This is a genomic window from Acinetobacter sp. ANC_7588 (assembly GCF_056783995.1).
In genome coordinates this window covers 388,287-413,269 of record NZ_JBWYIU010000001.1, presented here as the reverse complement: position 1 = coordinate 413,269, position 24,983 = coordinate 388,287, and the positions used below count along the sequence as shown (strand labels likewise).

25 protein-coding genes and 1 tRNA gene are annotated in these 24,983 nt (G+C 38.7%); 14 read left to right on the top strand and 12 right to left on the bottom strand.

The genetic code is table 11. The features are described 5' to 3' along the window. The first annotated feature begins 36 nt into the window (after positions 1–36). Positions 37–1,374 (top strand): magnesium transporter, encoded by a 1,338-nt coding sequence (gene mgtE, locus AC1M9J_RS02000; RefSeq protein WP_481951781.1) that lies wholly within the window; start codon positions 37–39, stop codon positions 1,372–1,374. A 40-nt stretch (positions 1,375–1,414) separates the two neighbouring features. Next, the gene (locus AC1M9J_RS01995; protein ID WP_035266953.1) at positions 1,415–1,990 is read left to right on the top strand and encodes a DUF4112 domain-containing protein; all 576 of its coding nucleotides are present in this window, start codon (positions 1,415–1,417) and stop codon (positions 1,988–1,990) included. Positions 1,991–2,050: 60 nt separating this feature from the next. On the opposite strand, the gene htpX is transcribed toward AC1M9J_RS01995, so the two are convergent. After that, complete coding sequence (htpX, locus tag AC1M9J_RS01990) at positions 2,051–2,956, bottom strand: protease HtpX (RefSeq protein WP_035266954.1); 906 nt, start codon at positions 2,954–2,956, stop codon at positions 2,051–2,053. Positions 2,957–3,080: 124 nt separating this feature from the next. Continuing rightward, positions 3,081–3,938, bottom strand: a complete 858-nt coding sequence (locus AC1M9J_RS01985; protein ID WP_481610736.1) for a lytic transglycosylase domain-containing protein — start codon at positions 3,936–3,938, stop codon at positions 3,081–3,083. Between the two features lie 514 nt (positions 3,939–4,452). On the opposite strand from AC1M9J_RS01985, the gene ttcA reads away from it, so the two are divergent. Together ttcA and AC1M9J_RS01975 are read left to right on the top strand one after the other, a co-directional pair. Next, a complete protein-coding gene (ttcA, locus tag AC1M9J_RS01980) occupies positions 4,453–5,376 on the top strand; it encodes a tRNA 2-thiocytidine(32) synthetase TtcA (RefSeq protein ID WP_035266955.1) in 924 nt (307 codons plus the stop codon). A gap of 339 nt (positions 5,377–5,715) precedes the next feature. Next, positions 5,716–6,099, top strand: a complete 384-nt coding sequence (locus tag AC1M9J_RS01975) for an SCP2 sterol-binding domain-containing protein (RefSeq protein WP_092765941.1) — start codon at positions 5,716–5,718, stop codon at positions 6,097–6,099. Positions 6,100–6,146: 47 nt separating this feature from the next. Here AC1M9J_RS01975 and AC1M9J_RS01970 read toward each other — a convergent pair whose 3' ends face one another. Continuing rightward, positions 6,147–7,262, bottom strand: a complete 1,116-nt coding sequence (locus AC1M9J_RS01970) for a transglycosylase SLT domain-containing protein (RefSeq protein ID WP_035266964.1) — start codon at positions 7,260–7,262, stop codon at positions 6,147–6,149. A 366-nt stretch (positions 7,263–7,628) separates the two neighbouring features. Here AC1M9J_RS01970 and greB point away from each other — a divergent pair, with 366 nt between their 5' ends. Next, on the top strand, positions 7,629–8,123 hold the full coding sequence (greB, locus tag AC1M9J_RS01965) for a transcription elongation factor GreB (protein ID WP_481595641.1): 495 nt from the start codon (positions 7,629–7,631) through the stop codon (positions 8,121–8,123). Between the two features lie 90 nt (positions 8,124–8,213). Beyond that, positions 8,214–8,303 (top strand) — tRNA-Ser (locus AC1M9J_RS01960). A gap of 141 nt (positions 8,304–8,444) precedes the next feature. Here the strand turns inward: AC1M9J_RS01960 and AC1M9J_RS01955 are convergent. Both AC1M9J_RS01955 and AC1M9J_RS01950 read right to left on the bottom strand, forming a co-directional pair. Further along, positions 8,445–9,143: a pirin family protein gene (locus AC1M9J_RS01955; protein ID WP_481951764.1), complete on the bottom strand. Its 699-nt coding sequence runs from the start codon at positions 9,141–9,143 to the stop codon at positions 8,445–8,447. 148 nt (positions 9,144–9,291) lie between these two features. Further along, a complete protein-coding gene (locus AC1M9J_RS01950; RefSeq protein WP_180028682.1) occupies positions 9,292–10,521 on the bottom strand; it encodes a L,D-transpeptidase family protein in 1,230 nt (409 codons plus the stop codon). 205 nt (positions 10,522–10,726) lie between these two features. On the opposite strand from AC1M9J_RS01950, the gene hemE reads away from it, so the two are divergent. The 4 genes from hemE (at position 10,727) to AC1M9J_RS01930 (ending at position 15,176) form a co-directional block, all read left to right on the top strand. Beyond that, a complete protein-coding gene (gene hemE, locus AC1M9J_RS01945) occupies positions 10,727–11,800 on the top strand; it encodes a uroporphyrinogen decarboxylase (protein ID WP_481951763.1) in 1,074 nt (357 codons plus the stop codon). Between the two features lie 17 nt (positions 11,801–11,817). Further along, positions 11,818–12,618: a DUF817 family protein gene (locus AC1M9J_RS01940; RefSeq protein ID WP_481951762.1), complete on the top strand. Its 801-nt coding sequence runs from the start codon at positions 11,818–11,820 to the stop codon at positions 12,616–12,618. Positions 12,619–12,768: 150 nt separating this feature from the next. After that, complete coding sequence (locus tag AC1M9J_RS01935; RefSeq protein ID WP_481951761.1) at positions 12,769–13,239, top strand: DUF3015 family protein; 471 nt, start codon at positions 12,769–12,771, stop codon at positions 13,237–13,239. A 59-nt stretch (positions 13,240–13,298) separates the two neighbouring features. Next, positions 13,299–15,176, top strand: a complete 1,878-nt coding sequence (locus tag AC1M9J_RS01930; RefSeq protein ID WP_481589689.1) for an Lnb N-terminal periplasmic domain-containing protein — start codon at positions 13,299–13,301, stop codon at positions 15,174–15,176. Between the two features lie 45 nt (positions 15,177–15,221). On the opposite strand, the gene AC1M9J_RS01925 is transcribed toward AC1M9J_RS01930, so the two are convergent. The 6 genes from AC1M9J_RS01925 to AC1M9J_RS01900 all read right to left on the bottom strand — a co-directional run bounded on the left by AC1M9J_RS01925 (position 15,222) and on the right by AC1M9J_RS01900 (position 19,730). Then, the gene (locus AC1M9J_RS01925) at positions 15,222–15,581 is read right to left on the bottom strand and encodes a cupin domain-containing protein (RefSeq protein ID WP_481586572.1); all 360 of its coding nucleotides are present in this window, start codon (positions 15,579–15,581) and stop codon (positions 15,222–15,224) included. A gap of 72 nt (positions 15,582–15,653) precedes the next feature. After that, positions 15,654–16,202, bottom strand: coding sequence for a GTP cyclohydrolase I FolE (folE, locus tag AC1M9J_RS01920; RefSeq protein ID WP_171076769.1), 549 nt, complete (start codon positions 16,200–16,202; stop codon positions 15,654–15,656). Between the two features lie 94 nt (positions 16,203–16,296). Beyond that, positions 16,297–16,980 carry a Smr/MutS family protein gene (locus tag AC1M9J_RS01915; protein WP_481951760.1) on the bottom strand — a complete coding sequence of 228 codons (684 nt, stop codon included), beginning with the start codon at positions 16,978–16,980 and terminating at the stop codon, positions 16,297–16,299. A gap of 284 nt (positions 16,981–17,264) precedes the next feature. Continuing rightward, positions 17,265–18,071 carry an indole-3-glycerol phosphate synthase TrpC gene (gene trpC / locus AC1M9J_RS01910; protein WP_481586573.1) on the bottom strand — a complete coding sequence of 269 codons (807 nt, stop codon included), beginning with the start codon at positions 18,069–18,071 and terminating at the stop codon, positions 17,265–17,267. An 18-nt stretch (positions 18,072–18,089) separates the two neighbouring features. Beyond that, a complete protein-coding gene (trpD, locus tag AC1M9J_RS01905) occupies positions 18,090–19,136 on the bottom strand; it encodes an anthranilate phosphoribosyltransferase (protein ID WP_035266991.1) in 1,047 nt (348 codons plus the stop codon). A gap of 9 nt (positions 19,137–19,145) precedes the next feature. Beyond that, a complete protein-coding gene (locus tag AC1M9J_RS01900) occupies positions 19,146–19,730 on the bottom strand; it encodes an anthranilate synthase component II (protein WP_481612872.1) in 585 nt (194 codons plus the stop codon). A gap of 952 nt (positions 19,731–20,682) precedes the next feature. Here AC1M9J_RS01900 and glnA point away from each other — a divergent pair. Together glnA and AC1M9J_RS01890 are read left to right on the top strand one after the other, a co-directional pair. Then, on the top strand, positions 20,683–22,098 hold the full coding sequence (glnA, locus tag AC1M9J_RS01895) for a type I glutamate--ammonia ligase (protein ID WP_171076768.1): 1,416 nt from the start codon (positions 20,683–20,685) through the stop codon (positions 22,096–22,098). A gap of 96 nt (positions 22,099–22,194) precedes the next feature. Then, positions 22,195–22,473, top strand: coding sequence for a hypothetical protein (locus AC1M9J_RS01890; protein WP_180028688.1), 279 nt, complete (start codon positions 22,195–22,197; stop codon positions 22,471–22,473). A gap of 30 nt (positions 22,474–22,503) precedes the next feature. Here the strand turns inward: AC1M9J_RS01890 and AC1M9J_RS01885 are convergent, their stop codons facing one another. Further along, positions 22,504–23,418: a polysaccharide deacetylase family protein gene (locus AC1M9J_RS01885; RefSeq protein ID WP_481951759.1), complete on the bottom strand. Its 915-nt coding sequence runs from the start codon at positions 23,416–23,418 to the stop codon at positions 22,504–22,506. 159 nt (positions 23,419–23,577) lie between these two features. Between AC1M9J_RS01885 and AC1M9J_RS01880 the strand changes: the two genes are divergently transcribed. Together AC1M9J_RS01880 and ubiA are read left to right on the top strand one after the other, a co-directional pair. Further along, positions 23,578–24,069 (top strand): chorismate--pyruvate lyase family protein, encoded by a 492-nt coding sequence (locus AC1M9J_RS01880; RefSeq protein ID WP_092765955.1) that lies wholly within the window; start codon positions 23,578–23,580, stop codon positions 24,067–24,069. A 10-nt stretch (positions 24,070–24,079) separates the two neighbouring features. After that, complete coding sequence (gene ubiA / locus AC1M9J_RS01875) at positions 24,080–24,958, top strand: 4-hydroxybenzoate octaprenyltransferase (RefSeq protein ID WP_481608280.1); 879 nt, start codon at positions 24,080–24,082, stop codon at positions 24,956–24,958. Positions 24,959–24,983: the final 25 nt, after the last annotated feature.

Sequence of the window (24,983 nt, the reverse complement as noted above, 5' to 3'; positions counted from 1 at the left end):
TTCTAAACGATAATAAATGAAGCGATTATGGATCAAATTAAACAAGATCATAAAATTGAAGCATTACAACAAGCATTGATCAATTCTGATGTCGCTCAGATTGATCATATTGCGGATACGATTAATCCTGCAGATTTGGCTTTGTATTTACAGCAATTAGAAATTGATCAACAAATACAACTTATCCACCATTTAGAAAACGCAGCATATGTATTTGAGTTTTTGCCACTCAATCATCAAGTACAGTTGGTTAAAAAAATGGACGGCAAAAGTACAGTCCAGTTAATTCGTTCAATGCATTCAGACGCTCGAACTGATTTGTACAAAGCTTTACCGGATCAAATTAAAACATTTATTTTTGCGAATCTAGATCGAGAAACGAAGCAGCAAGTTCAATCTTTGGCATTGTATGCTGAGGAAACAGCTGGTGCGATCATGACATCTGATTATGTCACTTTGCCATCAGACATCTCAATGCAACAAGCTTTAGAGATTTTGCGCCATTCCGCCAAAGATACTGAAACCTTATATCTGATCTATATTACCAATCAATTTCAGAAACTTGAGGGTGTAATTTCTCTTCGAGAAATTGTGCAAGCACCTTTGGATAAAACGGTACAAGAAGTCATGACCACTGAGGTCATTTACGGACGGGTGGATGAAGATCAGGAATCAGTGGCAAAAAAATTAAGCCACTATGATTTTATCGCCTTACCCATTTTAGATCATGATGATCATCTACTCGGTATCGTCACTTATGATGATGCTATGGATGTATTCCAAGAAGAATTTACCGAAGACTTTTTGAAAAGTGGGGCGGTAGAGCTTAAAGAAAATATCAGTATTCGTTCAGCACCAATATTATTGTTATTTAGACAACGTGTTTTTTGGCTAGTATTTCTGGTCTTTGGCAGCCTACTTTCGAGTATTGGGATCGCCCATTATGAAGACATCATTGCTGCGCATATTGTTTTGGTTTTCTTTTTACCGCTATTGGTAGGGAGTGGTGGTAACGCAGGCTCCCAATCTGCAACCTTGATGGTTCGAGCAATCGCAACTGGCGATGTAAAAGCCAAGGATTGGTTTATGTTGCTTGGTCGTGAAGCGATGGTTGCTCTATGTTTGGGTGCAACGATGGCTGCAGCTGTTTGTATTCTTGGCTATATCCGTGGAGATATGATGGTCGCTTTAGTGCTTGCGATCAGTATGATGGGTATTGTCATGATGGGCTGTCTGATCGGGATGAGTTTACCATTTGTACTCAATAAATTAGGACTCGATCCTGCAAGCGCATCTGCGCCCTTGGTCACTTCAATATGTGATGCAACTGGTGTATTGGTCTATTTATTTATTGCTTCACAACTCTTATTCTAAGGCTATGACTGATGGAGTATCTTTGCAGGATGTTGCTTAAATGACAAATAAAAATAAATTAACCCAAGCTGAAGTCATCAAAATGGAACGCGATCTTGCCAAGTTCGCAAACATGATGGATTCCGTCGTAAGAATTCCATTCACTAAACAAGGGGTAGGGGCTGATGCAGCATTGAGTACGATTCCTGTGGCGGGTGACGTAGCTGGATTTGTACTTACGTGTTATGCAGTATTACAAGCTCGAAAAATCGGTGTGCCCCAATCTAAATTGAATGGCGTGCTTAAACTTGCTGTGATGGATGGTGTAGTAGGTTTAATCCCTGTTGCAGGTACACTCTTTGATGTGTTTATTCGACCGAGTCGCAAGGCTTTAGATGTGGTTCATGATCATATTCGTGAAGAGTATCAGATTCATTCAGACCATCATGTGGTACACCCATTTTTACATGAAAACTTAGAGCGTAAACAGCAGAACTCTGCCTTCTGGCGAAATCCTGTCGTGGCATGGATTTGGATTCATATTCCTGATTTACTGGGTCTTCTGTTTTTAATTATTTTTGGTGTTGCCTTATGGTTTGGTGTCACGTTCTTATGGCAATGGTTTCAATCTATTTAAAGTCTTATAGATTGAGTCCATTAAAAAAGCCTCCCTATGGAGGCTTTTTTTAGAAGCAGATTAAGGACAATCAAGTTGTTGTAATGCTGCTACACGTTGCTCAATTGTTGGGTGTGTTTGGAAGAGTGCAGCAAGGCTGAATCCTTCTTCACGACCTGATGAAATTGAGAACGCTTTCATTTCTTTAGGCATTTGATCTGGCATTTCAGTTTCTGCTTGCAAGCGAAGTAATGCACTGATCATGGCTTGTTTACCTGCTAAACGCGCGCCAGCCTCATCAGCACGATATTCACGATAGCGAGAGAACCACATCACAATTGCCGAAGCAAGAATACCGAATACGATATCTAACACGATTGTAATGAGGAAATAGCTCCAGCCCGGTGCTTCACCTTCTTCACGACCAAATACATTGCGATCTACAAAGTCGCCGACGATACGCGCGAAGAACATCACAAACGCGTTGACTACACCTTGGACTAAAGCAAGGGTGACCATGTCACCATTTGCAACGTGACCAATTTCATGCGCCAAAACTGCACGTAATTCATCTTTATTCATGCGTTCCAATAAGCCTGTTGAAACAGCGACTAAAGCATCGTTTTTGTTCCAACCAGTTGCGAAAGCATTTGATTGATAAGATGGGAAAATACCAACTTCTGGCATTTTAATACCAGCACGTTGAGAAAGTTGTGCCACTTCATTGAGTAACCATGCTTCCGCTTGGTTGCGTGGAGCATTGGGATCAATTAACTCTGTACCTGTGGTTTTCTTTGCAATCCACTTTGACATGAATAGGGAGATTAAAGAACCCACCATACCAAAGACAAAACAGATCACAAGTAAATTGCCAAGATTCAAGCCACCCGCGCCATGGTAACTACCGACACCGAAGAGTGACAAGATTATGCCAGCTACCACCAGTACCGCGAGGTTGGTCAGCAAAAACAAACCAATCCGCATCATCGAGAAAATCCTCTTATAAATAAAATTTAATAAGCTTTTTGAATTAAAAAAACCTAACTCAAATATGCTTTCGAATGGGGAAAATTTCAAGAAAAAAATAAAAAAGATAACGAAAAAATTGATATTAATTCGAAATATAGATTTTCGCTGATGCTGTGGCATTATTTGTAGAATATGAACCAGCTGGTGCGTCAGTAAAACTGCCATCAGCGGCCACAATAATTTGGCGAGGAGGTGACTTTGGTTTAGCTGGTGCAGTCACTTGAGCTGATAAATTCTGATTGTTATAGCTCGGTGAACTTAACTTAGAAGATACCGATGCTGAATAACTATTGGTTGGATTTGAGCCTACACCATTGGCGTATAAATTATTGTAACGACTGAGTACACGTCTGACATAGTCTTGAGTTTCGCGAAAGGGCGGAATTCCACCATATTTAGCAACATTTCCTTCGCCAGCATTATAACCCGCTAATGCCAATTGCGTATTGCCATTAAAGCGTTTCAATAACCAAGCCAAATATTTTGCACCAGCGAAAATATTTTGTTCAGGATCATATGCATTATTGACATTAAATCGTTGTGCAGTCGCAGGCATCAATTGCATAAGACCCTGAGCACCAACAGGGGAACGTGCATGTATATTAAAACCAGACTCTGTGTGCATCACCGCTTTAATGAGTCCTTCAGAAATGCCGTGTCGTTGAGCTGCTTGGCGAATATAGCCATCAAAGGCATTTCGATTTTTACTATGGCTTGGGAGAACAGATGCTTCGTTGCTTCCCCAATTGCTGTAACTATGAATATTGCTATCTGGATAGTAGGTTTTCTTTTCAACTTTAAGATGGTTGTATTTGTTTTTGCGGTTGGTCAGTACGGTAGTGCCGTTTGAATCTTTCAGCTGATAGATTGTTTGACCTGCAGAAGCCTGTGGCGAGAATATTAGAAAATTCACACACCCAAATAACGCTATGACTTTTATTTTATTTGTAGTTTTCATCATTCGAACACTATTTTTGTCCCTAAATGATATGTGGGTGATTTTCTGCAATGGAGATGTCTCTCAACTATGTAATGTTTTTTAACAATTCGTTGTAAAAAAATCAAGTCTTAATTGTTGGCTTAATATCCAAAAAAATTATTTATTTTTATTTATAAACAACTGCTTGACACATATAACTCATTGAATTTTAAGGATATAGAATAGTGGTTAAAAAATGATCAATCTAAGGGAAAGCACCATCTTATCTTGCCAAAACTTTGTCAACCCCTAAAAAGTCCACAATTTTATCCACAGGTTTTGTGGAAAACTGTGGAAAAGTCCAAAAGATAAGCAATTCGACTAAAAAATGAACCCAAGCGTCCATTTTAGATGTGTGAATAAGACAGTGTTATGAAAAAATAAAAATTAGATGTAAAAAACAGATTCTTTAGATGCGATTAAGCACTGAATCGGCTAAAATTGCGCAGTATTTTTTTTATGGTTAATGTCGTCTATGTACTCGCCAGTTGAATCCAACCAAGGATTTAATTTTAAGCCAGAGCCACCTACAAGTTCTGCATATTATCGTTTATTAAAAAAACTTCGTCGTCAAGTAGGTCATGCAATCCGTGACTACAAAATGATTGAGGATGGCGATAAGGTCATGGTATGTATTTCAGGTGGTAAAGATAGCTATACCATGCTGGACATTCTCCTGCAGTTTAAACGCATAGCACCAATCAATTTTGATGTTGTGGCTGTGAATCTTGATCAGAAACAACCAGGGTTCCCTGAGGATGTATTACCCCGTTATTTAGAAGAAAATAACATTCCGTACTACATCTTAGAAAAAGATACATATAGCATTACCAAAAAGCTTACACCTGAAGGTAAAACCTATTGTGCAGTGTGCTCACGCTTGCGCCGTGGTTCTTTATATGGTTTTGCTCAAGAAATTGGCGCGACCAAAGTTGCCTTAGGTCATCATCGTGATGATATTATGGCAACGTTCTTCTTGAACCTATTCCATGGTGGTAGTTTAAAGGCGATGCCACCAAAACTACTTTCATCGGATAAAAAGAATATTTTGATTCGTCCTTTGGCGTATGTTGAAGAGAAAGACATCATCAAATACGCTGAAATGCGCAAATTCCCAATTATTCCATGTAACTTGTGCGGTTCGCAGGAAAACTTACAGCGTGCAATCATCAATGATATGTTGCGTGAATGGGATAAAGCTCATCCAAAACGTTTACACAGCATTTTTGGCGCGTTACAGAATGTCTCGCCATCGCAATTGGCCGACCGAGATCTTTTCGATTTTGAAGCCTTAGATGGACAACGTGAAGTTGATTTTGATGTAACTTGTTCAACAGCCGAAGGGGACACACCAAATAAGCGTATTAGCATGGTCAATCTCGGTTTTGCTGCTGAATAACTCGTCTTAATTTAAAAAGCACTTTTCGAAGTGCTTTTTTTATTTCTTAGATTTTTACATTTTAATGAAGGTGTTGAGTCGATTTACAAAATGATGTTTTTTGTCACTTTAGGTCGTAGTACCGATACAAAAAATCATTGACAAACTTGTGAAAAAATAAAGATTTGATGATATTTAGACGAATAGTTTTATTTACAAAAAAAATCGAACGCCGAGTACAAAAAAACGTATCGCATTTGGAAAATATCATGCTATAACTCTCTCAAGCGTAAAGCTTCTACATGTTGTTATCTTGGATAGGTAACGCAATAAATTGAATAAATACATCGAGGAAAGAACATGCCTGCATTTTTAACTGATGATTGGTTTGCAAACGTTGAGAAACTTACAGCTGAAGCTGGTGATTTGAACTTACCACCATCATTAGCAAATCTAGCATTGAATCTTGTAGTAACAGGTAGCGAAGGAACGACTGAATTAGCGCTTGATAGCGGTAAGATCCAAAAAGGCGCTTCTGCGAATGCTAAAACAACTTTAAACTTAGATGCGGATACTTTACGCAAAGTATTCTTAGAGTTTGACATGGCTGCTGCTATGCAAGCATTTATGACTGGTAAAATCAAAGTTCAAGGCGATATGTCTCAATTGATGGCTTTACAAACAGCGAAGCCAAGCCAAGAACAAAAAGATTTGTTCAAAAAAGTTTTAGAGCAAACGACTTAAGACTTTTTAAACAAAAAAAAGCTTACCTTTAGGTAAGCTTTTTTTTGTTAAATACTCACCAAACTTGGTGTCGTTTTAATATGTTCTAAATAAGCACGAATACGAGTGACGTATTGGATCGCTTGCTTATAACGCGTATTGTGCGATTGATTACGGTAAAGAAAATCATATACCTGTATCCAATCATTCGGATTTTTTCCTTGGGCTTTTAGGCGCTTCATAATCGCATCTGTGGCACCTGGCCCCATATTGTAAGCCACGAGGGCATACCAATAACGATCATGTTTAGGAATATAATCATATTTTGACATCATTAGATCAAAATACTTCGCACCACCTGCAATACTTTGAGCAGGATCAACACGATTCGACACACCCATTGCTTTTGCTGTGTTGTTGGTGAGCATCATGATGCCACGCACACCTGTAGGAGACACAGAATTCGGTTTTAAGAACGACTCTTGATAGCCTATCGCAGCGAGGAAGTGCCAATCTAAGTCGTATGTTTGGGCTGACTTTTTAAAGCTAGCTTTATAAATTGGCATACGTGTTTTCAGATTGCGCTGAATAGTATCCCAATCATCTTGTTTAACCACGTTGCGGTTGTAGAAAGATGCCATTTGACGGATAGCACCATTTTGCTTGCTTTGACAAACAAAACCGCTGGCAGTATCTGTTAAAGGATCAGCAGCATTTTTAAAAACCCAATTGATTTCTGGATTAAGCCCATTTTTGCGTAAGCTTTCAAGGTCACCACATGATGCGGAAAAACCTGAAAGATTCTTTTGCTCAATGGTCATGATCGATGCTGTGGTCACCGCGAAATGAGCTTTACCTTGCTGCACCATTTTCAAAGCGGCTTCATTACTTTGAACCGTTTTAAAATCGAGTTTTACATTTAAGTTTTGAGCGTAACTGCTCACCAAGTCATAGCCAAAGCCATGTTTGAAGTTACCGTCTTTAAAAACCACGGTGGGATTCGACACGGCCACCACTGTAAGCTTGTTCGAATTTACAATGGAGTTGTATTGGTTGTCGGTCTTTGTTGCATTTAATGCATGAAATGGGATAAATGCTGTAGCGAGGACCATCGCTTTAAACGAGAGAGAAGAAGTTAGTGAATTAAGGCAAAGCCTCGATCCAGTGTTTGAACTACTGCGCATGTTGTCTCCGCTACAAGTAATTTATGCCCAAAAAAAGCAAAAGCAGTACCGCCTTAAACTTTTATTTAAAGTTGATAAATTCAATTAGGGTGGGCGTCATGAACGTCATTCAAAATGACATGTGTGGGTGGATAAAATATTGAAGAAAAGATCTTCGTACAAAAAGTAATCAAGATAAAACATGGGCGCATATTAATGGTCAATTTTACTCATGTCAAATTTTGTACAAAAAAAAATAAAAAACATGGTTTTAAGATATTGATAAATAAAAAGAAAAAACTTTATAAAATTTTTCCATGTAGAAATGCGGTATAAAATGTTGCAATGTGTCGCTATAACGTAAGCAAAATACTCATTTTATCGCCTATGAAATCGAATTTAATTACCCGAAGTGGGCATGACAAATTGGTCGCAGAACTACAATATTTATGGCATGAGGAACGACCTGAAATCACCAAAAAAGTGAACTGGGCTGCCAGTTTAGGTGATCGTTCTGAAAATGCAGATTATCAATACAATAAACAAATTTTACGAAAAATAGACCGTCGTGTTCGTTACCTCAGTAAACGACTTGAAGAGTTGCGAATTATCGATTTTTCTCCTGAACAAGAGGGCAAAGTATATTTTGGCGCTTGGGTAGACATCGAGAACGAGGAAGGACAATTAAAGACGATTCGGATTGTCGGTGTAGATGAAATTTATGATCATCATCCTCAACATATTTCAATAGATTCACCTATGGCACGTGCAATGTTAGGTAAGCAAGTAGATGATGAATTTGAAGTACAAACCCCCTTGGGGAAAAAAACATGGTTTATTAATTCAATTCGCTATGAAAAGCTCGAAAATTCAGCAAAATAGTGCTTTTTGATTTAAAAATAGGCAGGCGAGCAAAATTTCTTAGAAAAGTGTTTGCCAATTTTAAAAAATATTTATATGATAGCCGCCATTGGAAGCGTGGCAGAGCGGTTTAATGCACCGGTCTTGAAAACCGACGAGGGTGTGAGTCCTCCGTGAGTTCGAATCTCACCGCTTCCGCCAAATTTTTAAAAAGCCACTAATTATTAGTGGCTTTTTTATTTTCTTCATGTTGGTGCGATACTAAGACAGATATTTACTGTTTTATTTAATTTTTTGAACATATTATAAAAAAACCACCTTAAGGTGGTTTTTCTACAGCGTTTAAGCCACTTTTTCTGGAAGATCGAACCAAATCACACGAGCATCTTCCGATGCTTTAATCTGCGCTGGATCAATAAATGCAATAGCATCTCCAGCATTCACAATGTGTTCAGCGACTTGAATTGAACCACTAATCACATGTAGATAGCTGACATGTTGTGTTGCAACAACTTCAAGTGAATGCCCTTTCTCCAAAACAGCTGATTTAACCTCCGCATTTTGGCGAATATGCATGGGTGCATGTTCTGTCGGTCCACAAATCAGATGCCATTTGTTCGGTTGTTCAGCAGGATCGAGTTGAATTTGTTGGTAATTCGGCTCTGCATCGCGCTGATTTGGAATAATCCAGATTTGCAGTAAATGAACTGTTTCATCACCTTGGTTTATTTCACTGTGTTGAATGCCTGTACCTGCACTCATCAGTTGCCATTCACCAGCTTTGATATCACCGTGGTTACCCATACTATCTTTATGTGTAATCGCTCCCTGCAATACACAGGTGAGAATTTCCATATTGTCGTGTGGATGTGTACCGAAGCCTTGATGACCAGCTATGAGGTCATCATTAATGACACGGAGAGCACTGATGCCCATGTGGTTAGGGTCATACCAGCTCCCAAATGAGAAGCTGTGTTTGGATTCTAACCAACCCATTTTTACATGACCACGTGATTCACTGCGATGTAAATAAGCATTCATGATGATGCTCCTTTCATTATTCTTAAAGATGATGTTATTTTAATAGTTTAAAATGAATAAGATAGTAGGTTAGGACAACGTATCGTTCTAATTTTGAAACATAAAAAGGATAAAAAAGCCTGCTTGAAGCAGGCTTTTTAAAATTAGATTATTCTAAGAATTTTACTGTAACGCCAGAACGAACTTTGTTACCCAGATCATTCGCATCCCAGTTGGTTAAGCGGATACAACCGTGTGAAGCTGTCTTTGAAATGCTTGATGGATTAGGTGTACCGTGAATACCGAACGATTTTTTGCTTAAACCGATCCAGATATTACCTACAGGGCCATTAGGACCAGGTGGTAATGAAAGTGGCTTCAAGTTTTTACCTTGTACAAAGTTACTTGGTGAATAGCTATACCAAGGGTTTTTCGCTACGCCAGTAATTTTGTATGTTCCTGTCGGTGATGGAGTGTCAGCACTACCGATAGTTGCTGGGAATGAACCAACCATTTGGTTTTGTTGGTTAAACAAATAAAGTTGTTTAGCGCCTTTATGTGCCACGATTAAATGAATATTTTCTGGAAGTTCATTGCGAATGTTGGTCACAATAAGCTTTTCACCCGCTTTCTTAAATGTCGCTTTAGGATTTAGTTTCTTGAGAAACTCTTCATCCATATGGAATTTTTCAGCCAGCATTTCACTTACACGAGTGTAATAAAGACCTTTCATTTTCGCTTGTAAAGCATAGTCATGAGGAATTGAGGCTGCATAAGGACCTTTTAGGTCTGCTTCGGTAATCGTATATTCAACATAAGCAGGTTTACCAGCTTGGCGTGCAACTAGAGCATCCCAAGTTTCTTTCGTCAAAACACCTGTAGCCTTTAAACCATTCATTTGCTGGAATGAAGCAATTGCTTTAAGTGTATTTTTTCCACTTGTACCGTCAATAGCACCTGGTGAAGCATGTGAATTATTTAACATTACATGTGCACGAGCATATACAGGGAATTGACCTTTGCCAATGTTTTCATACCATTCAGCATTATTCAGACTGTCTAGCGTCCATGAATTTGCTGTAGCAGGTGCTGATGTAGATGAAGCTGGATTTGTCACTGCTGAAGATGCAGGTGCACTGCCAATGTCCGCAGTGCTATCCTCAGTTCTTTCTAGGTTTTGAAGCGTATCTGCAGCTTGATTTAGATCATTTTGCTCTTGCTGGCTAATTTGGGCTTCAGAGCTAGATTCTACCGCGAGAGGATCAATTGGATCTTGAATAGTATCTAAACTCGTTTTTGTAATTGGAGAAAGCGGTTGTTCAGCAGTACCAGAAGCAGCCAATGCAGTTCCAGACATAATACAACTTAAACTCAAAGCAAGAATTGAGCGAACGAACATGTAATTCAACCTTAAGAATTATTCATATTGATTTATAAAAACACGGATAAAGTATTGCAGAAAAAACACGGATATGCAGTATTTGTTTTGTTTAAATCAAATAAATTCCGATAGTCTCAATCTTTATTTTCATTCTAACTAAATACTTTAAAGTGCAGCTTTTTGGTATGATGAATGGAATTTCAATTTTGCATCGAGAAAGTAAATGACGACCTTAAAAAATGATCGTTTTCTGCGTGCCTTATTACGTGAACCTGTGGACTGCACGCCAGTTTGGATGATGCGTCAGGCTGGTCGATATTTACCTGAATATCGTGCGACACGCGCAACTGCGGGTGATTTTCTTTCTTTATGCAAAAATAATGACTTTGCTTGTGAAGTGACTTTACAGCCGCTTCGTCGCTATGACTTAGATGCAGCCATCCTATTTTCAGATATTTTGACTGTTCCTGATGCTTTGGGCTTAGGACTATATTTTGAAGCTGGGGAAGGACCAAAATTTAAGAAAACAGTCCGTACTGAGCAGGATGTAGCCCAATTACCAAAAATTGATGCTAAATCGGACTTAGACTATGTCATGAATGCAGTGTCGACAATCCGATCAGCATTAGGTGGCCAGGTACCGCTAATCGGGTTTTCTGGGAGTCCATGGACACTCGCGACGTATATGATCGAGGGTGGGTCGAGTAAAGATTTCCGTTACACCAAGCAAATGATGTATGCACAACCTGAAGTTTTACATGCCTTGTTAGATCATTTGGCTGATTCAGTCATAGATTATTTGAACGCACAGATTGAAGCAGGTGCGCAGGCGATTCAAATTTTTGACAGTTGGGGTGGTGCACTTGCACATCGAGAATATCAAGAATTTTCCCTCAATTATATGCACAAAATCGTGAAGGGTTTAAAGCGTGAAAATGAAGGCCGCAAAGTACCAGTAATTTTATTTACCAAAGGTGGTGGTCAATGGTTAGAACCTATGATCGCAACTGGCGCAGATGCGTTTGGACTAGATTGGACAACCCCTTTAAATGTTGCACGTCAAACTGTTGCTGGTCGCGCTGCCCTACAAGGTAATTTAGACCCTGCAACATTATATGGCTCTCCTGCGAGTATCGAAAAGTCAGTAAGATTAATGCTCGATGATGCATATGCTGCTGGTGAAAAAACGGGTTATGTTGCAAACCTTGGACACGGTATCACCCAATGGGTAGATCCTGCGAATCCTAAAGTTTTCATTGATACGGTACATGAGTACAGCGCAAAATATTTAGGCTAAACATTTAGGATGAATGTGTGAGCTTTTTAAAATCATTATTTGAGTTTCACTATAAGGCAGCATCCGCTGCCTTATTTGGTATTTTATTACTGCTAGCCTTTGCTATGACGGCTTCGATGGGGCATCAAGAATATTATGGATTGTACCGATACGACTACCTCTTGATTTATGCAATGGTTATTCAAGTCTGTTTACTGCTTTTAAAGTTAGAGTCTTGGGCTGAAGCCAAAGTTATTGCAATTTTTCATATGGTGGCCATGGTCATGGAGATTTTCCTGACACATCCACAGATTGCATCATGGCAATATCCGCAACCTGCGGTATTTAAGATTATGACCGTACCACTTTTTGCGGGATTTATGTATTCTGCCGTGGGCAGTTTTTTTGCTCGTTCACTCAGGCTCTATCGTGTAGAAATTGAGAACTTACCTAGTTTTTTTAATATGCTGAGTTTAGCGATCTTGTCCTATTTAAACTTTATGACGAAGTTCTTTATCCCAGATATACGATATTTACTGTTTGCATGGAGCGTGTTGATATTTTGGAAAACTAAAATAACGTTCAAGCTTAAATATCATGAAATGACCTTGCCAATGCTTCCTGTACTTTTGTTGCTGGCATTTATTATTTGGATTGCTGAAAATATCAGTACTTTTTATCAAATTTGGTTGTATCCAACGCAAGTGGAACAGTGGCATATGGTGGGATGGGGGAAACTTGGTTCTTGGTATCTCCTACTAATGCTGAGTTTAGTATTGGTGTTAAAAATCTTAGGTGAACGGAATTCACAGGGTTTGTGGCGATTGAAGGGCGAATAAGTTAATTCATCAAAAAAACTCAATACTTGATGGCATTGGTAAGATTTGTTTTGCGTTCTTGGCTTGATATCGCTATGTTAAAGAAGTTCGTAAAAGAACAAAATTGGAACAATAAAGAACACTTGAGCACATCAAGTTTGGAGTGATGTTATGTATAAAAAATTAGCTTTAGCTGCGGTATTGGCAGTAGGATCAACAGCTGCATTTGCTGACCGTGATGTTGGTTGTGGTATCGGTTCACAAGTTTGGGCAGGTCAGTCTGGTAAAGTTGCAAAAATCTTAGCAGGTACGACCAACGGTTTATTTGCTAACCAATTATTCGGTATTACTTTCGGGACGTTAGGCTGTAGTGGTACAGGTACAGTAACAGCACAAGCAGTAACATTTACAAATGAAAATGCCGAAGCTCTTGCACGTGATATGGCGGTAGGTGAGGGGGAAAGTCTTAACGTCCTTGCAGAGCTTCTGAATATTAAATCTGAAGATAAAGCACGTTTCTTTGCAGTATCAAAAGAAAATTTCTCTGAAATTTATTCAGCGGACAATCAAGATGCATTCCAAGTCCTTACATCTATTCAAACTGTTATGTCTCAAGACGAAGTATTAAAAGCTTACGTTTAATTGCGAAAACCCTGTCTTATGGCAGGGTTTTTTTGTTTCATCATTATTAAGTTCATTTTATGAAATTTGCTTTTTTTTCTGCCTTGATTGTCAGTAGCTTTCTGACACATGCATATACTTCTCCAGTTGAACAATATATTGCACAAGCACAACACCATCAGCTTGATAAAAATAAAACTTGGCAAAGATTAATGTATGCACATCAAGCGAAGAGTGAAGTCAGCTATTCAGGATTTTTTTTTAGTGCAAATGGTGCAGATAATTTACAAGATGAGCTGAATGCAAATATTCGTGAATTATTTATAGATCGAGGACAAGATCAATCCATTATATGTCGTTTCCCAGCTCGCTCTGCATGGTTAATAGAACAACTGAAAATAAAACAAGAGGAGCTTCCTAAAGCAGATTGTCCTGCTCTAGAGGAATGGATTGGACAGATTAAACCGTATCAAGCAACATTGATTTATGCGACAGATTTCATGGGAAATCCAAGTTCGATGTTTGGTCATACCTTGCTACGTCTTGATCCTAAAGATCAAAAAGAGCTTAATCTTATTTCTTATGCAGTCAACTACGCTGCGACGGTCGAAAATAGTGATAGTTTTTCTTTTGCTTGGAAAGGCTTAACGGGTCAATATCCAGGTGAATATTCGTTAATGCCCTACTATCGAAAAGTAAAAGAGTATGGTGATTTCGAAAGCCGTGATTTGTGGGAATACGAATTAGCATTAAACCCAGAAGAAACCACACGTTTAGTACAACATATCTGGGAGTTAAAGCATGTCCAATTTCCCTATTATTTTATAAGTGATAATTGTGCCTACCGCTTATTGGGACTCATTGATTTGGTAAAACCCGATGCCAATCTACAAGCACAGTTTAGTCATATTGCAATTCCAGTCGAAACCATCAAAGCGGTGCAGCAGCAAGGTCTCATTAAAGATACTGTTTATCGCCCAGCACTTGAAACGCAGTTACTTCATCAAGCAAAACAACATGGTAATGACTTAGCACATTCGGCACATCAATTAACGCTGGTGCAACCAGCACAAATGCGTGAATTTTTAGCTCAGTTTACGGCCAAGGATCAGGCGCGTATTCTTGAGATGGCATATGATCATTTGTATCTACAGCTCATTTCTCAAAAAATCGAAGCGAGTATTGCGCAACCTAAAATACGACAAATTTTGAGTTTAAGAAGCCAACTCCCTGTTGAAAAACAACGTACTGAAGTGGCAAGACCACGAATTGACCCTGTGGATGGGCATCATGCTCGAAAAACATCGATTGAATTTGGACGAGTGCAAGACGATACGTTTGTGCAGATCAACCATCGACAAGCCTATCACGATTTATCTGATCTTCAGGGGGGATACCGACTTGGAACGCAGTTGAAATTTCTTGAGGGGAGTCTTGAGTTTCGGAATGATCAACTCAAGTTGGCTGATTTGGATCTTTTAGAAGTGAATTCTTATAATCCAATTACACCTTTTAAGACGCCGTTGAGTTGGGGATTTGGATTCGGTTGGAAACAACTCTCAATTGATGATTCTGGAAATTTCAGTGATAGCGAGCAACATGGTGTTTTGAATCTATCAACACAGTTTGGATATAGTTGGGCAGATGCAGATCGTGAACACCTGTGTTATGCGCAGATGCAGAATCATATTCAAGCTGGAAAAATTTTAGAAAAGGGCTGGAGATTGGGGCTAGGGCCAACTGTAGGTTGTCAAAACTTATGGTCAGATCGAGTGAATAGCTTAGTGCAAATTGAAATCCCTTTTTGGGAAGATCAGCAGGCTTGGCAGCTCGGACTACGATCCTCAGTTCAGTATGCACTTAACTCGCAAAGTGCTATCTCTATTCACTGGAATTATCAATTACAAGAACAGCATGATTGGCATCAAACTAGTTTAGGATTTACACGCTATTGGTAAATACACAGTACTAGGAAGTACTGTGTTGAAAGGAGAAGCTTGTTTTTAAACGATTACATTCACATAGTACTTTTTCACTTTCTCAACGACTTCAAATGTTCCAATGAATCCTGGTGGTATTACACCTGCTTGACCTGCAGAAACTTCGATAAAGTGATTTTTACTTTGAATGTGGATGCGAACTTTTCCTTCTATAATTTGAAAGAATTCTTGTTTATTGTCGGCAAATTGAATATTCCAAGCACCAACTTCACATTCCCAAATCCCACATTCCATATGCTCGTGTTCATAAAGACTGTAGGTGTGACGTTCGGGATTGCCTTGGACGAGACGATCAGGACGCGGGAAGTCGACTGATTTTTCTGCGTGTTGTTGACCTTGACCTGCAACATGAAGAGATGTCATATATTCACCTTAAGAAATTGAGCCTTGGAATACGGTCTAAAAAAAACCTCAACAGGGTTGAGGTTTTATGAATTAATAACTTTCTGGAACAGCGCTCAGAAACTCGCGACGTTCATCTTTGTTAGTTTTAAAGTCCCCAACAAATGATACTGTACGAGTGGTTGACTCTTGTTTGCCTACACCACGCATCATCATACACATATGTGCTGAATCAATGACAACAGCTACGCCTCTAGCACCAGTCACTTGAGCCACAGCTTCAGCAATCTGTTGAGTTAGATTTTCTTGAATCTGTAGACGACGGGCAAACATTTCAGTAATACGTGCAAATTTAGATAAACCTAAAACTTGACCTTCTGGTAAGTAGGCAATATGCACACGTCCATAGAACGGCAGTAAATGATGTTCACAAAGCGAATAGAATTCGATGTTCTTGACCAAAACCATTTCACGGTTGTCTGAAGGGAAGACCGCATTGTTGGTCACTTCTTCAAGCGTTTGGCTATAACCTGACGTCAAATACGAAAAAGCTTTAGCAGCGCGCATTGGTGTATCTTTAAGACCAGGACGAGTAAGATCTTCGCCAACGGCAGTTAAAATGTTGGCGTAGGATTGCTGCATAGACATAAGACGTGTTCACTTACACAGATGTTGAACAAGGACGGCATTGTATCAGAAAACGATTACAATGCCGTATATTCAGAAAAAATTCCGATTATTGAGTAAATTTTGGATTCTTTTCTGCACGTTTAAGCAGAACTAAGACCGCGCCAGTGCCACCTTGTTTTTCAGGCGCACTGACAAAAGCCAAAACATCACGATGTTGTCTGAGCCAACTATTAACATAGGTTTTTAAAACAGCTTCAGGGCCTTTACCATGAACAATTTTAATGACGTTTTGATTTTGCTCTTTCGCCATCTGAATAATTTGCAATACAGCTGAACGTGCTTCTTCTACGGTACAGCCATGCAAATCAACTGCTTCAAACCAACGTAAATTTCCAGCTTTCAGATCTTCAAATACTTTATGTTGTAAGGTCGCAATTCGATAACTGAGACTAGCCTGACTGCCAACTGGATTGAGCATGGCTTGAGTATCAGACATCACAGTTTCATCAGTATGCATTGGACCTTCAGCAGCAGCACGTTTTGCTAAGGTTTGAGCATCCAATTTCTTTTTTACTGGTTTCTCAATTTTTGCAATATTGCCATGATCAATTTTTTGAACACCTTGCATTTGCTGACGAAAGAGTTCTAAATCTTCCTCATGCTCTTGTTCAACCGTCTTTTTAATAGGTTTAGGAGCTTCAACACGAGGAGCAGGATTACTGATTTGTTTCTTAAACTGTTTCAGTAAATTAAATTGATCTTTTGATAAAGAAGAATCATGTTTACTCATAACGTGCTTGTGACTTTAAAGTGGAAGAGGAATGAATGTGATTATAATCCGAAAATCCCTCAACTTTGTAGTGAGAAGTATTTAAGTTGATTTTAAGGTGTTGGATGAATTGGAGATAACTTAAGGGATAAAGCAAAAAAAAGAGATTGATTATTAATCTAATTTATTTTGAATTTGTTCTAGCTATTGTTGTTGGCATTAATGGAGGCAAGAATGGATTCGGAAATCCATTCTTATGAGATTGAATTATTTTTAGTCGAACAATTTACCGCAGAATATTAGAGTCAAATATTCTGCGGTTCGCCAAACAATGCGGTAAAGGCATGATCAGGACGAGGCTGTTTCATAAAACTTTCACCCACAAGGAAAGTGTGAATGTCATTTTCTTGCATCATGGTGACATCAGCTGAGGTTGCAATGCCGCTTTCCGTCACTAATAAACGAGATGGTGCAAGTTGTTTTTTTAGACGAATTGATGTGTTCAAATCAACATCGAAAGTTTTTAAATTACGATTATTAACGCCTAATAAACAACGATCTGATAATTTGAGAGCACGTTCTAGTTCATATTCATCATGCACTTCAACCAGTACATCTAAATGATGTTCAAATGCAGTTTTCGACATTTCCTCAAGTTGTTGATCTGAAAGACATGCAACAATGAGAAGGATACAGTCTGCATGCAATGCACGAGCTTCAATCACACCATAAGGATCGATTAAGAAATCTTTTCTTAGTGCAGGCAAATCACAGTGAGAGCGAGCAATATGAATGTTCTCATCGGCACCTTGGAAGAAATCAATATCTGTAAGTACTGATAAACAAGCTGCACCCGCTGATTGATACTGTTCAGCTATTTCAGCAGGATTGAAGTTTTCTCGAATAATGCCTTTAGATGGAGATGCTTTTTTGATTTCAGCAATGACAGCAGGACGTTTGTGCTGTAGTGCTTGAGCAAAACCGCGAACAGGGCTAGCGGCTTGAGCGAGTTCTTCGACGTCCTTATAACTACGTTGTTTTAATCGTGCAGCAAACTCTTCTTGTTTACGGTCAACAATTTTGCCAAGAATAGTATTCGCGATATCTAACATAAGAATGTCCTGACTTAATTAAGCTTCATAATGTTTTATTGTTTTTGTGAATTCAGAAAGCACATCCATCTTTTCAAGTGCCTGACCACCATAAATGATGTCATGTGCTAATGCCACACCTTGTTTATAACTCGAAGTTAAACCTGAGACATAAATACCAGCACCAGCATTTAATGCAATCATACTGGCCGCTTTTTCACCTTTCGGTGATTTTTTCTTACCTAGTGCATCTTTGATCAGTGCCAAACTTTCAGCAGAGCTATCAACAGATAAATGCGTCAATGTTTGAGACTCAATCTCTACATCCTCAGGGAGGATTTCCCATTCAGTAATTTCACCATTTTTTAACTCAGCAACATAGGTGGATGAAGCAAGACTGATTTCATCTAGCCCATCTTTAGAGTGAACAACCATGACGTGCTCAGCACCAAGTTGCTTAAGAACTTCAGCAATAGGTCGACATAGTTCTGTTGAGAACACGCCAATTACAAAGCGCTTTACACCAGCCGGATTCGTAAGCGGGCCAAGTAAGTTGAAAATGCTTCTGAAGCCCAATTCTTTACGAGGACCTGCTGCATACTTCATTGCTTTATGATGGTTTGGAGCAAAGAGAAAACCCACACCCAAATCGCGGATACAGCGTTCAGTCTGTGCCATATTTAGGTCGAGATTAATACCAGCTTGTTCTAATAGATCTGACGAGCCTGATTTTGATGACACACCTCGGCCACCGTGTTTGGCAATCGTTGCACCTGCAGCTGCAATTACAAAACTTGATGCAGTTGATACATTAAACAGGTTTTGTCCATCACCACCCGTGCCAACAATATCGACTAAGTATGGAAGATCACTGACATCAATCTTGATCGCATATTCACGCATCACGCGTGCAGCAGCAGTAATTTCGTCAATACTTTCGCCTTTTAAACGTAAACCCATCATTAATGCACCGATTTGTGCATCAGTCGCTTCACCATCCATAATGGTGCGCATAACAGCTTCCATTTGAGGCTGTGTTAATTCAATATTTTTCGTAATGTTGTTTAATGCTTGTTGAATATTCATGTCTTGCTCTTACGCATAAATTTCTAAGAAGTTTTGGAAAATTTTGTGGCCATGTTGGCTGAGTATCGATTCTGGATGGAACTGAACACCTTCAACGGGAAGGGTTTTATGTTTCACACCCATAATTTCTTCCATAGAACCATCTTCTTCATTGGTCCAACACGTCACCTCTAAACATTCAGGTAAAGTCGCTTGATCAATGACTAAAGAGTGATAGCGAGTCGCTGAGAATGGAGAGGGTAGATTGCTAAAGATCCCTTGATCAGAGTGGTACATGTCAGATAAACGCCCGTGCATTACTTTTTTTGCACGAACAATATCTCCACCAAATGCTTGCCCGATACTTTGGTGACCTAAGCACACCCCAAGCAGTGGAATCTTGCCTGAAAAGTGTTGAATCGTTGGGATTGAAATACCTGCCTCAGAGGGAGAGCAGGGACCAGGTCCAATGACGAGATATTTTGGTTGCCATCGCTCAATATCCTCCAAAGTCACGGCATCATTACGGACCACTTTTACTTCCTGATTTAACTCGCCAAAATATTGGACGATGTTGTAGGTAAAAGAGTCATAGTTGTCGATCATCAGAAGCATTTTAAGCTTAACCTCTTGAAATTTATAATTTAACTTAATTTAGCTTTGTTATTCACGTTGATAAGATGCATCACAGAGTGTTGACTGCATCCTTGTCTAGTAACTCAAAGCGATTAAGTGGCAGTTATCATAGCAGATTCTTTTATCAGCGCAGGTTAAATTTTGGGGTTGAAAACATCAGCAATATTGATCACTTAAATCAAATTAATGTGTGAATGAATGGTTCTAGGTGAAGAGCGCTAATAAATGAAATATTGATCTGAATCTAAAAGCTCATACGTGTTACTCATAAGTTTTTTTAATCATTCTGTTTGATGAATAAGATTTGTTTTAAAAACAAACAAACAAAATGCACTCAGTAAATTTATAATTTATAAGATTTAGTCTCGCGGTCGTTCACTTTTACATCATTTATCTAAGATATTTAATTTTACTGAACTAATATGATGCACAAAATTTAGATATATCATGGCTCGATGTGTATTAATAAAGTTATGATTGAGTTGGATTATTTGTCTTTCAAATAAAAATAAAATATTAAAATTTTTTATTTAATGATATATAAAACAATGTGTTAAACGCATGTGTCTGAAAATTTGATCCATTTTTCTAATTTATAAAAATTTATAAAATATATCGTTTGGTAAATTAGGTAATTAAATCCCTGAATAAACTTGACTTTAAGTTTAATAATTAAACGATCATGCTCTGAGATGCACCATTTTGATACAGGTTGTAAATAAATATTTTTTATTGCGATGAACTGTGCCTGAATATGGTGCATTTAGTTTTAAGCACAGTATAATAGTCGCAAAGCAAAGTGAATAAAGCTGTTAATCTGATAAGGATTTCAAGATTTTAGCTTTGCTTTTAAAAGTTGGTACGGTAATTGCTTTAAAACTACCAACTACTAACACGCACTAAATGTGCAACAAAAAATCATCGGAGCAAAATGAGCATGGCGAACAAGGTCCTACAACTCATCCAAGAAAGTGGCGCAAAATGGGTAGACTTCCGTTTTACGGACACTAAGGGTAAAGAACAACATGTTACTTACCCAGCAGATACTATCGATGAAGATACTTTTGAAGATGGTAAAATGTTCGACGGTTCTTCAATTGCTGGTTGGAAAGGTATCGAAGCGTCTGACATGATCTTACGTCCAGATGCTGAAACAGGTTTTATCGACCCGTTTTTTGCAGAGCCAACTGTAGTGGTGACTTGTGATGTTATTGAGCCATCTACTGGTCAAGGTTATGACCGTGACCCACGTTCAATTGCTCGCCGTGCAGAAGAATATTTAAAATCTACTGGTATTGGTGATACTGCTTTCTTTGGTCCAGAACCAGAATTCTTCGTATTTGACGAAGTTAAATGGGACATTGATATGTCTGGTGCTCGCCATACATTAATCGCTGAAGAAGCTGCTTGGTCTACAGGTAATTCTTACGAATCAGGTAACTCAGGCCACCGTCCACGCGTTAAAGGTGGTTACTTCCCAGTGCCTCCAGTTGATTCTCACCACGATATGCGTGCAGAAATGTGTGCGAAAATTGAAGACATCATGGGGCCAGGTCGTGTAGAAGTACATCACCATGAAGTTGCATCATGCCAATTAGAAATTGGTGTGAGCTTCAACACAATGGTTCGTAAAGCTGATGAAGTACAACAGTTTAAATATGCTGTTTGGAACGTTGCTCATCAATATGCTAAAACTGCAACGTTTATGCCTAAACCAATGGTTGGTGATAACGGTTCTGGTATGCACGTTCATATGTCAATTTCTAAAGACGGCAAGAACTTGTTTGCTGGTGATGAATATGCAGGCCTTTCAGAAATGGCATTGTATTTCATTGGCGGTATCATCAAGCACGCACGCTCATTAAATGCGATTACTAACCCTTCTACAAACTCGTATAAGCGTTTAGTGCCACATTATGAAGCGCCAATTATGCTTGCTTACTCAGCGCGTAACCGTTCAGCTTCTATCCGTATTCCATACGTTTCTAGCCCGAAAGGTAAACGTATTGAAGCACGTTTCCCAGATCCAATGATGAACCCGTACTTAGGTTTTGCTGCATTGTTAATGGCGGGTATCGACGGTATTCAAAACAAGATTCATCCAGGTGAAGCTTCAGACAAGAATTTGTATGATCTACCTCCTGAAGAAGAAGCAAAAATTCCTACAGTTGCACACAGCTTGGATATGGCTTTAGAAGCTCTTCAAGCGGATCACGATTACCTTCTTAAAGGTGGCGTATTCACTAAAGAAATGCTTGATGCTTACATTGAGCTTAAAACTGAAGAAGTTCGTCGTCTTAATACGACAACTCACCCAGTTGAATTTGATATGTACTACAGCCTGTAATTCGTTCACGAATTTCGCTGTAAAAAACCCGCGCAATGCGCGGGTTTTTTTGTGTTTTGAGTTAAAATAAATGTAGTCAAATATGAGAAATATTTCATGGCAAAGCCACGTAAAAAGCACACGGGATTTTTTCCTTGGAATGATCCAAGTGACCACGAAAAAGGATTTAAGCTCAATTTTTCTGAAGTGACCTATTTGGAAGTTGGCAGAACCATGGAAGGCTATAAACAGGCACAATTTCTTGAACTGAGAAATCCTGATTTGGCTTTACAATTTGATTATCCAAATGAATTTTATATCAGTGCCGAAGGTTTTATTTTAGTAAAAACAGCACAAGGTAAATTTGAAGTGATTGCAAAATCAGACAGTGCTTGAATGTGTGTGTCTGCGCCTAAAAAATAAGATTTATTCCTTGTGATCATCCAAGTCATATTTGAGTAAGTTTTCACGCTCATAAGGTGCATCCTCAGCAGGATATCTTAAATTTTCAATATTTTGGCTCTTGGCGATAGACCATATAATACTCTCTCCAGCGGGGATATTAGCGCTGAAATTCTTATATAGTGGATTAGTATAAGTATCTGTTGCATTGATTATTTTCCAACCTTTGCTTTCTAAGGCTAGAATGATCTCGCCTAGAAACTGTCTATTAATCGCATTCGTATGGAGTAACAATACATGTTGAGGAGAGTGTTGAAGGGTTTGCAATGCGAGTGAGTCATAATATTCAGCTCGATCAAGAAGATGATCAATATAAGCACGCTTCAATCTTTTAATGTGTGACGTTTTTCCTGCTTTTAGATACGCTAGATATTTTTGATTATAAAACCAGTCACTTGCATCAATACTGACACCACCATGCTGGTAATGATTTTGTCTTAACCAGTTTTGGACTTGATCTCTTTTCGCAATATTATTGCCTTCTTTGAGATAGGGATATCTAAAAATTTTCCTATAGTTTTTTAAATCACGAAAAACTAATTCATTAATTCTAATGCTCTTGATGTAGTCTTTCGCCAAAACTTCAGGTTTATTTAAATTTTCGTGAAAAGCACTGTGATTGCCAACAATGTGTCCGTGTTTATCCCATTGACGTATTATGTCTTTACCCGCATTGTCACCGATTTTGATGTAACTTGGGAAAATGATAGATTGAATATTTTTGTTTTTTAAATGCGCTAGTATTTGTTGATTAATGTGTGGAGCAGTAGGATCAATAGTTGGATTTAATCCATCATCAAAACTCAGTGCTAATTGACGAGCATGAGCTTGGGAAAGAAATAACAGTGATATAAATAAGTACAAGCTAAATTTAAGCATGTTTAATGAAGTTGTTTACGAATGAATGTTTATAGCATTTTTTGGGGGAGTGCAGTATGCAATGTGTGAGGGTGATGTCTTAAACTAAACCATAGGTTTGGTGCATTAGTTCTAAAGCTTGGGTACACTTGAGAGTATAAAATAATGGTAGTCTGAAATATGCTTGAAAGCCGTCAATTTAATCATCAGGAAAAATTAATGTGTCCTGAGTTAAAAAAATGGTTGTACGCCTCAGGCTCACTTACCCAACAACTGACAGATTTAGCTGATGGAATATTTAAAGTTCAACGAATCCAAGAGCGATTTAAACGTTTAAACTTTAATGATGCTAGCTGGATGGGTGTATCACATCAGCATACTTCTTGGGTTAGAGAGACTCATTTATTTGGTTCTGATTGCGAACCTTGGGTAAAAGCGAAATCTATTTTTCCAATTACCAGCCTTCAAAAAAAAGCACGTCTCTTTCAACATATTGGAAATCAGCCTATAGGTCGATTCCTGTTCCAACGCACAGAACCGCAATGCCAACGTCGCGTGATCTTACTTGAGGATGGATGGACCAGACAGAGCTGTTATACTTGGCATGGCTGTAAATTTATTGTCCAAGAAACATTTTTACCAGCATTTGAACGTTTTATAAAAACTCATTGAGCTAGACTTTATGGCAACCGCACAAGCAATCACCTGGCGCGAGCGTTTAAGCGCTTATTACTATTTATGTCGTTTCGATAAGCCAATTGGTACTGAGTTAGTCCTGTGGCCCACCTTATGGGCGCTGTGGATTGCAGCTGGTGGAATACCTGATGTAGTGACACTGCTTGCCATCGTATGTGGCACTATATTTATGCGTGCAGCGGGATGTGCCATTAATGATTTTGCTGATCGTAAAGTGGATGCACACGTAGAAAGAACTAAAAATCGTCCATTAGCCACAGGTGTGATTTCGGCAAAAGAAGCAGTTTGGGTGTTTATCGCACTCGTTGCTGCAAGTGCTTGTACATTGTTTTTCCTGCCTATTGAAACTTTTTATTGTGCTTTAATTGGGCTGGTACTTGCTTTCATCTATCCATTTATGAAGCGCTATACGCATTTACCTCAAGTGGTACTGGGGATGGCATTCTCATGGGGTATACCGATGTCATTTACTGCAATGGGTAAGCCTTTGGATTGGACGTGTTGGCTACTTTATTTCGGTAATTTGGCTTGGACTGTGGCTTATGATACTCAATATGCAATTACGGATCGCGAATATGATTTAAAGATTGGGGTTAAGTCGACGGCTATTTTGTTTGGAAAAAATGATATTAAAATTATCAGTTTATTGCAGGCGATGAGTGTTATTTTAATTGGTACTGCACTATGGCTTGAACACATACTTGTCCCTTTTGGATTAATCGCATTAGTGCTCGTGGTAGGTGATTTCATCTATCAATGGACCAAAACACGTGATAAAGATCCGCAATGGTGCTTCTGGGCATTTAGACATAACCGATGGGTAGGGGTGATGATCTTTATGGGGATTTTTATTGCATTAATTTAATCTTAACATTAAATAAAAATAAACT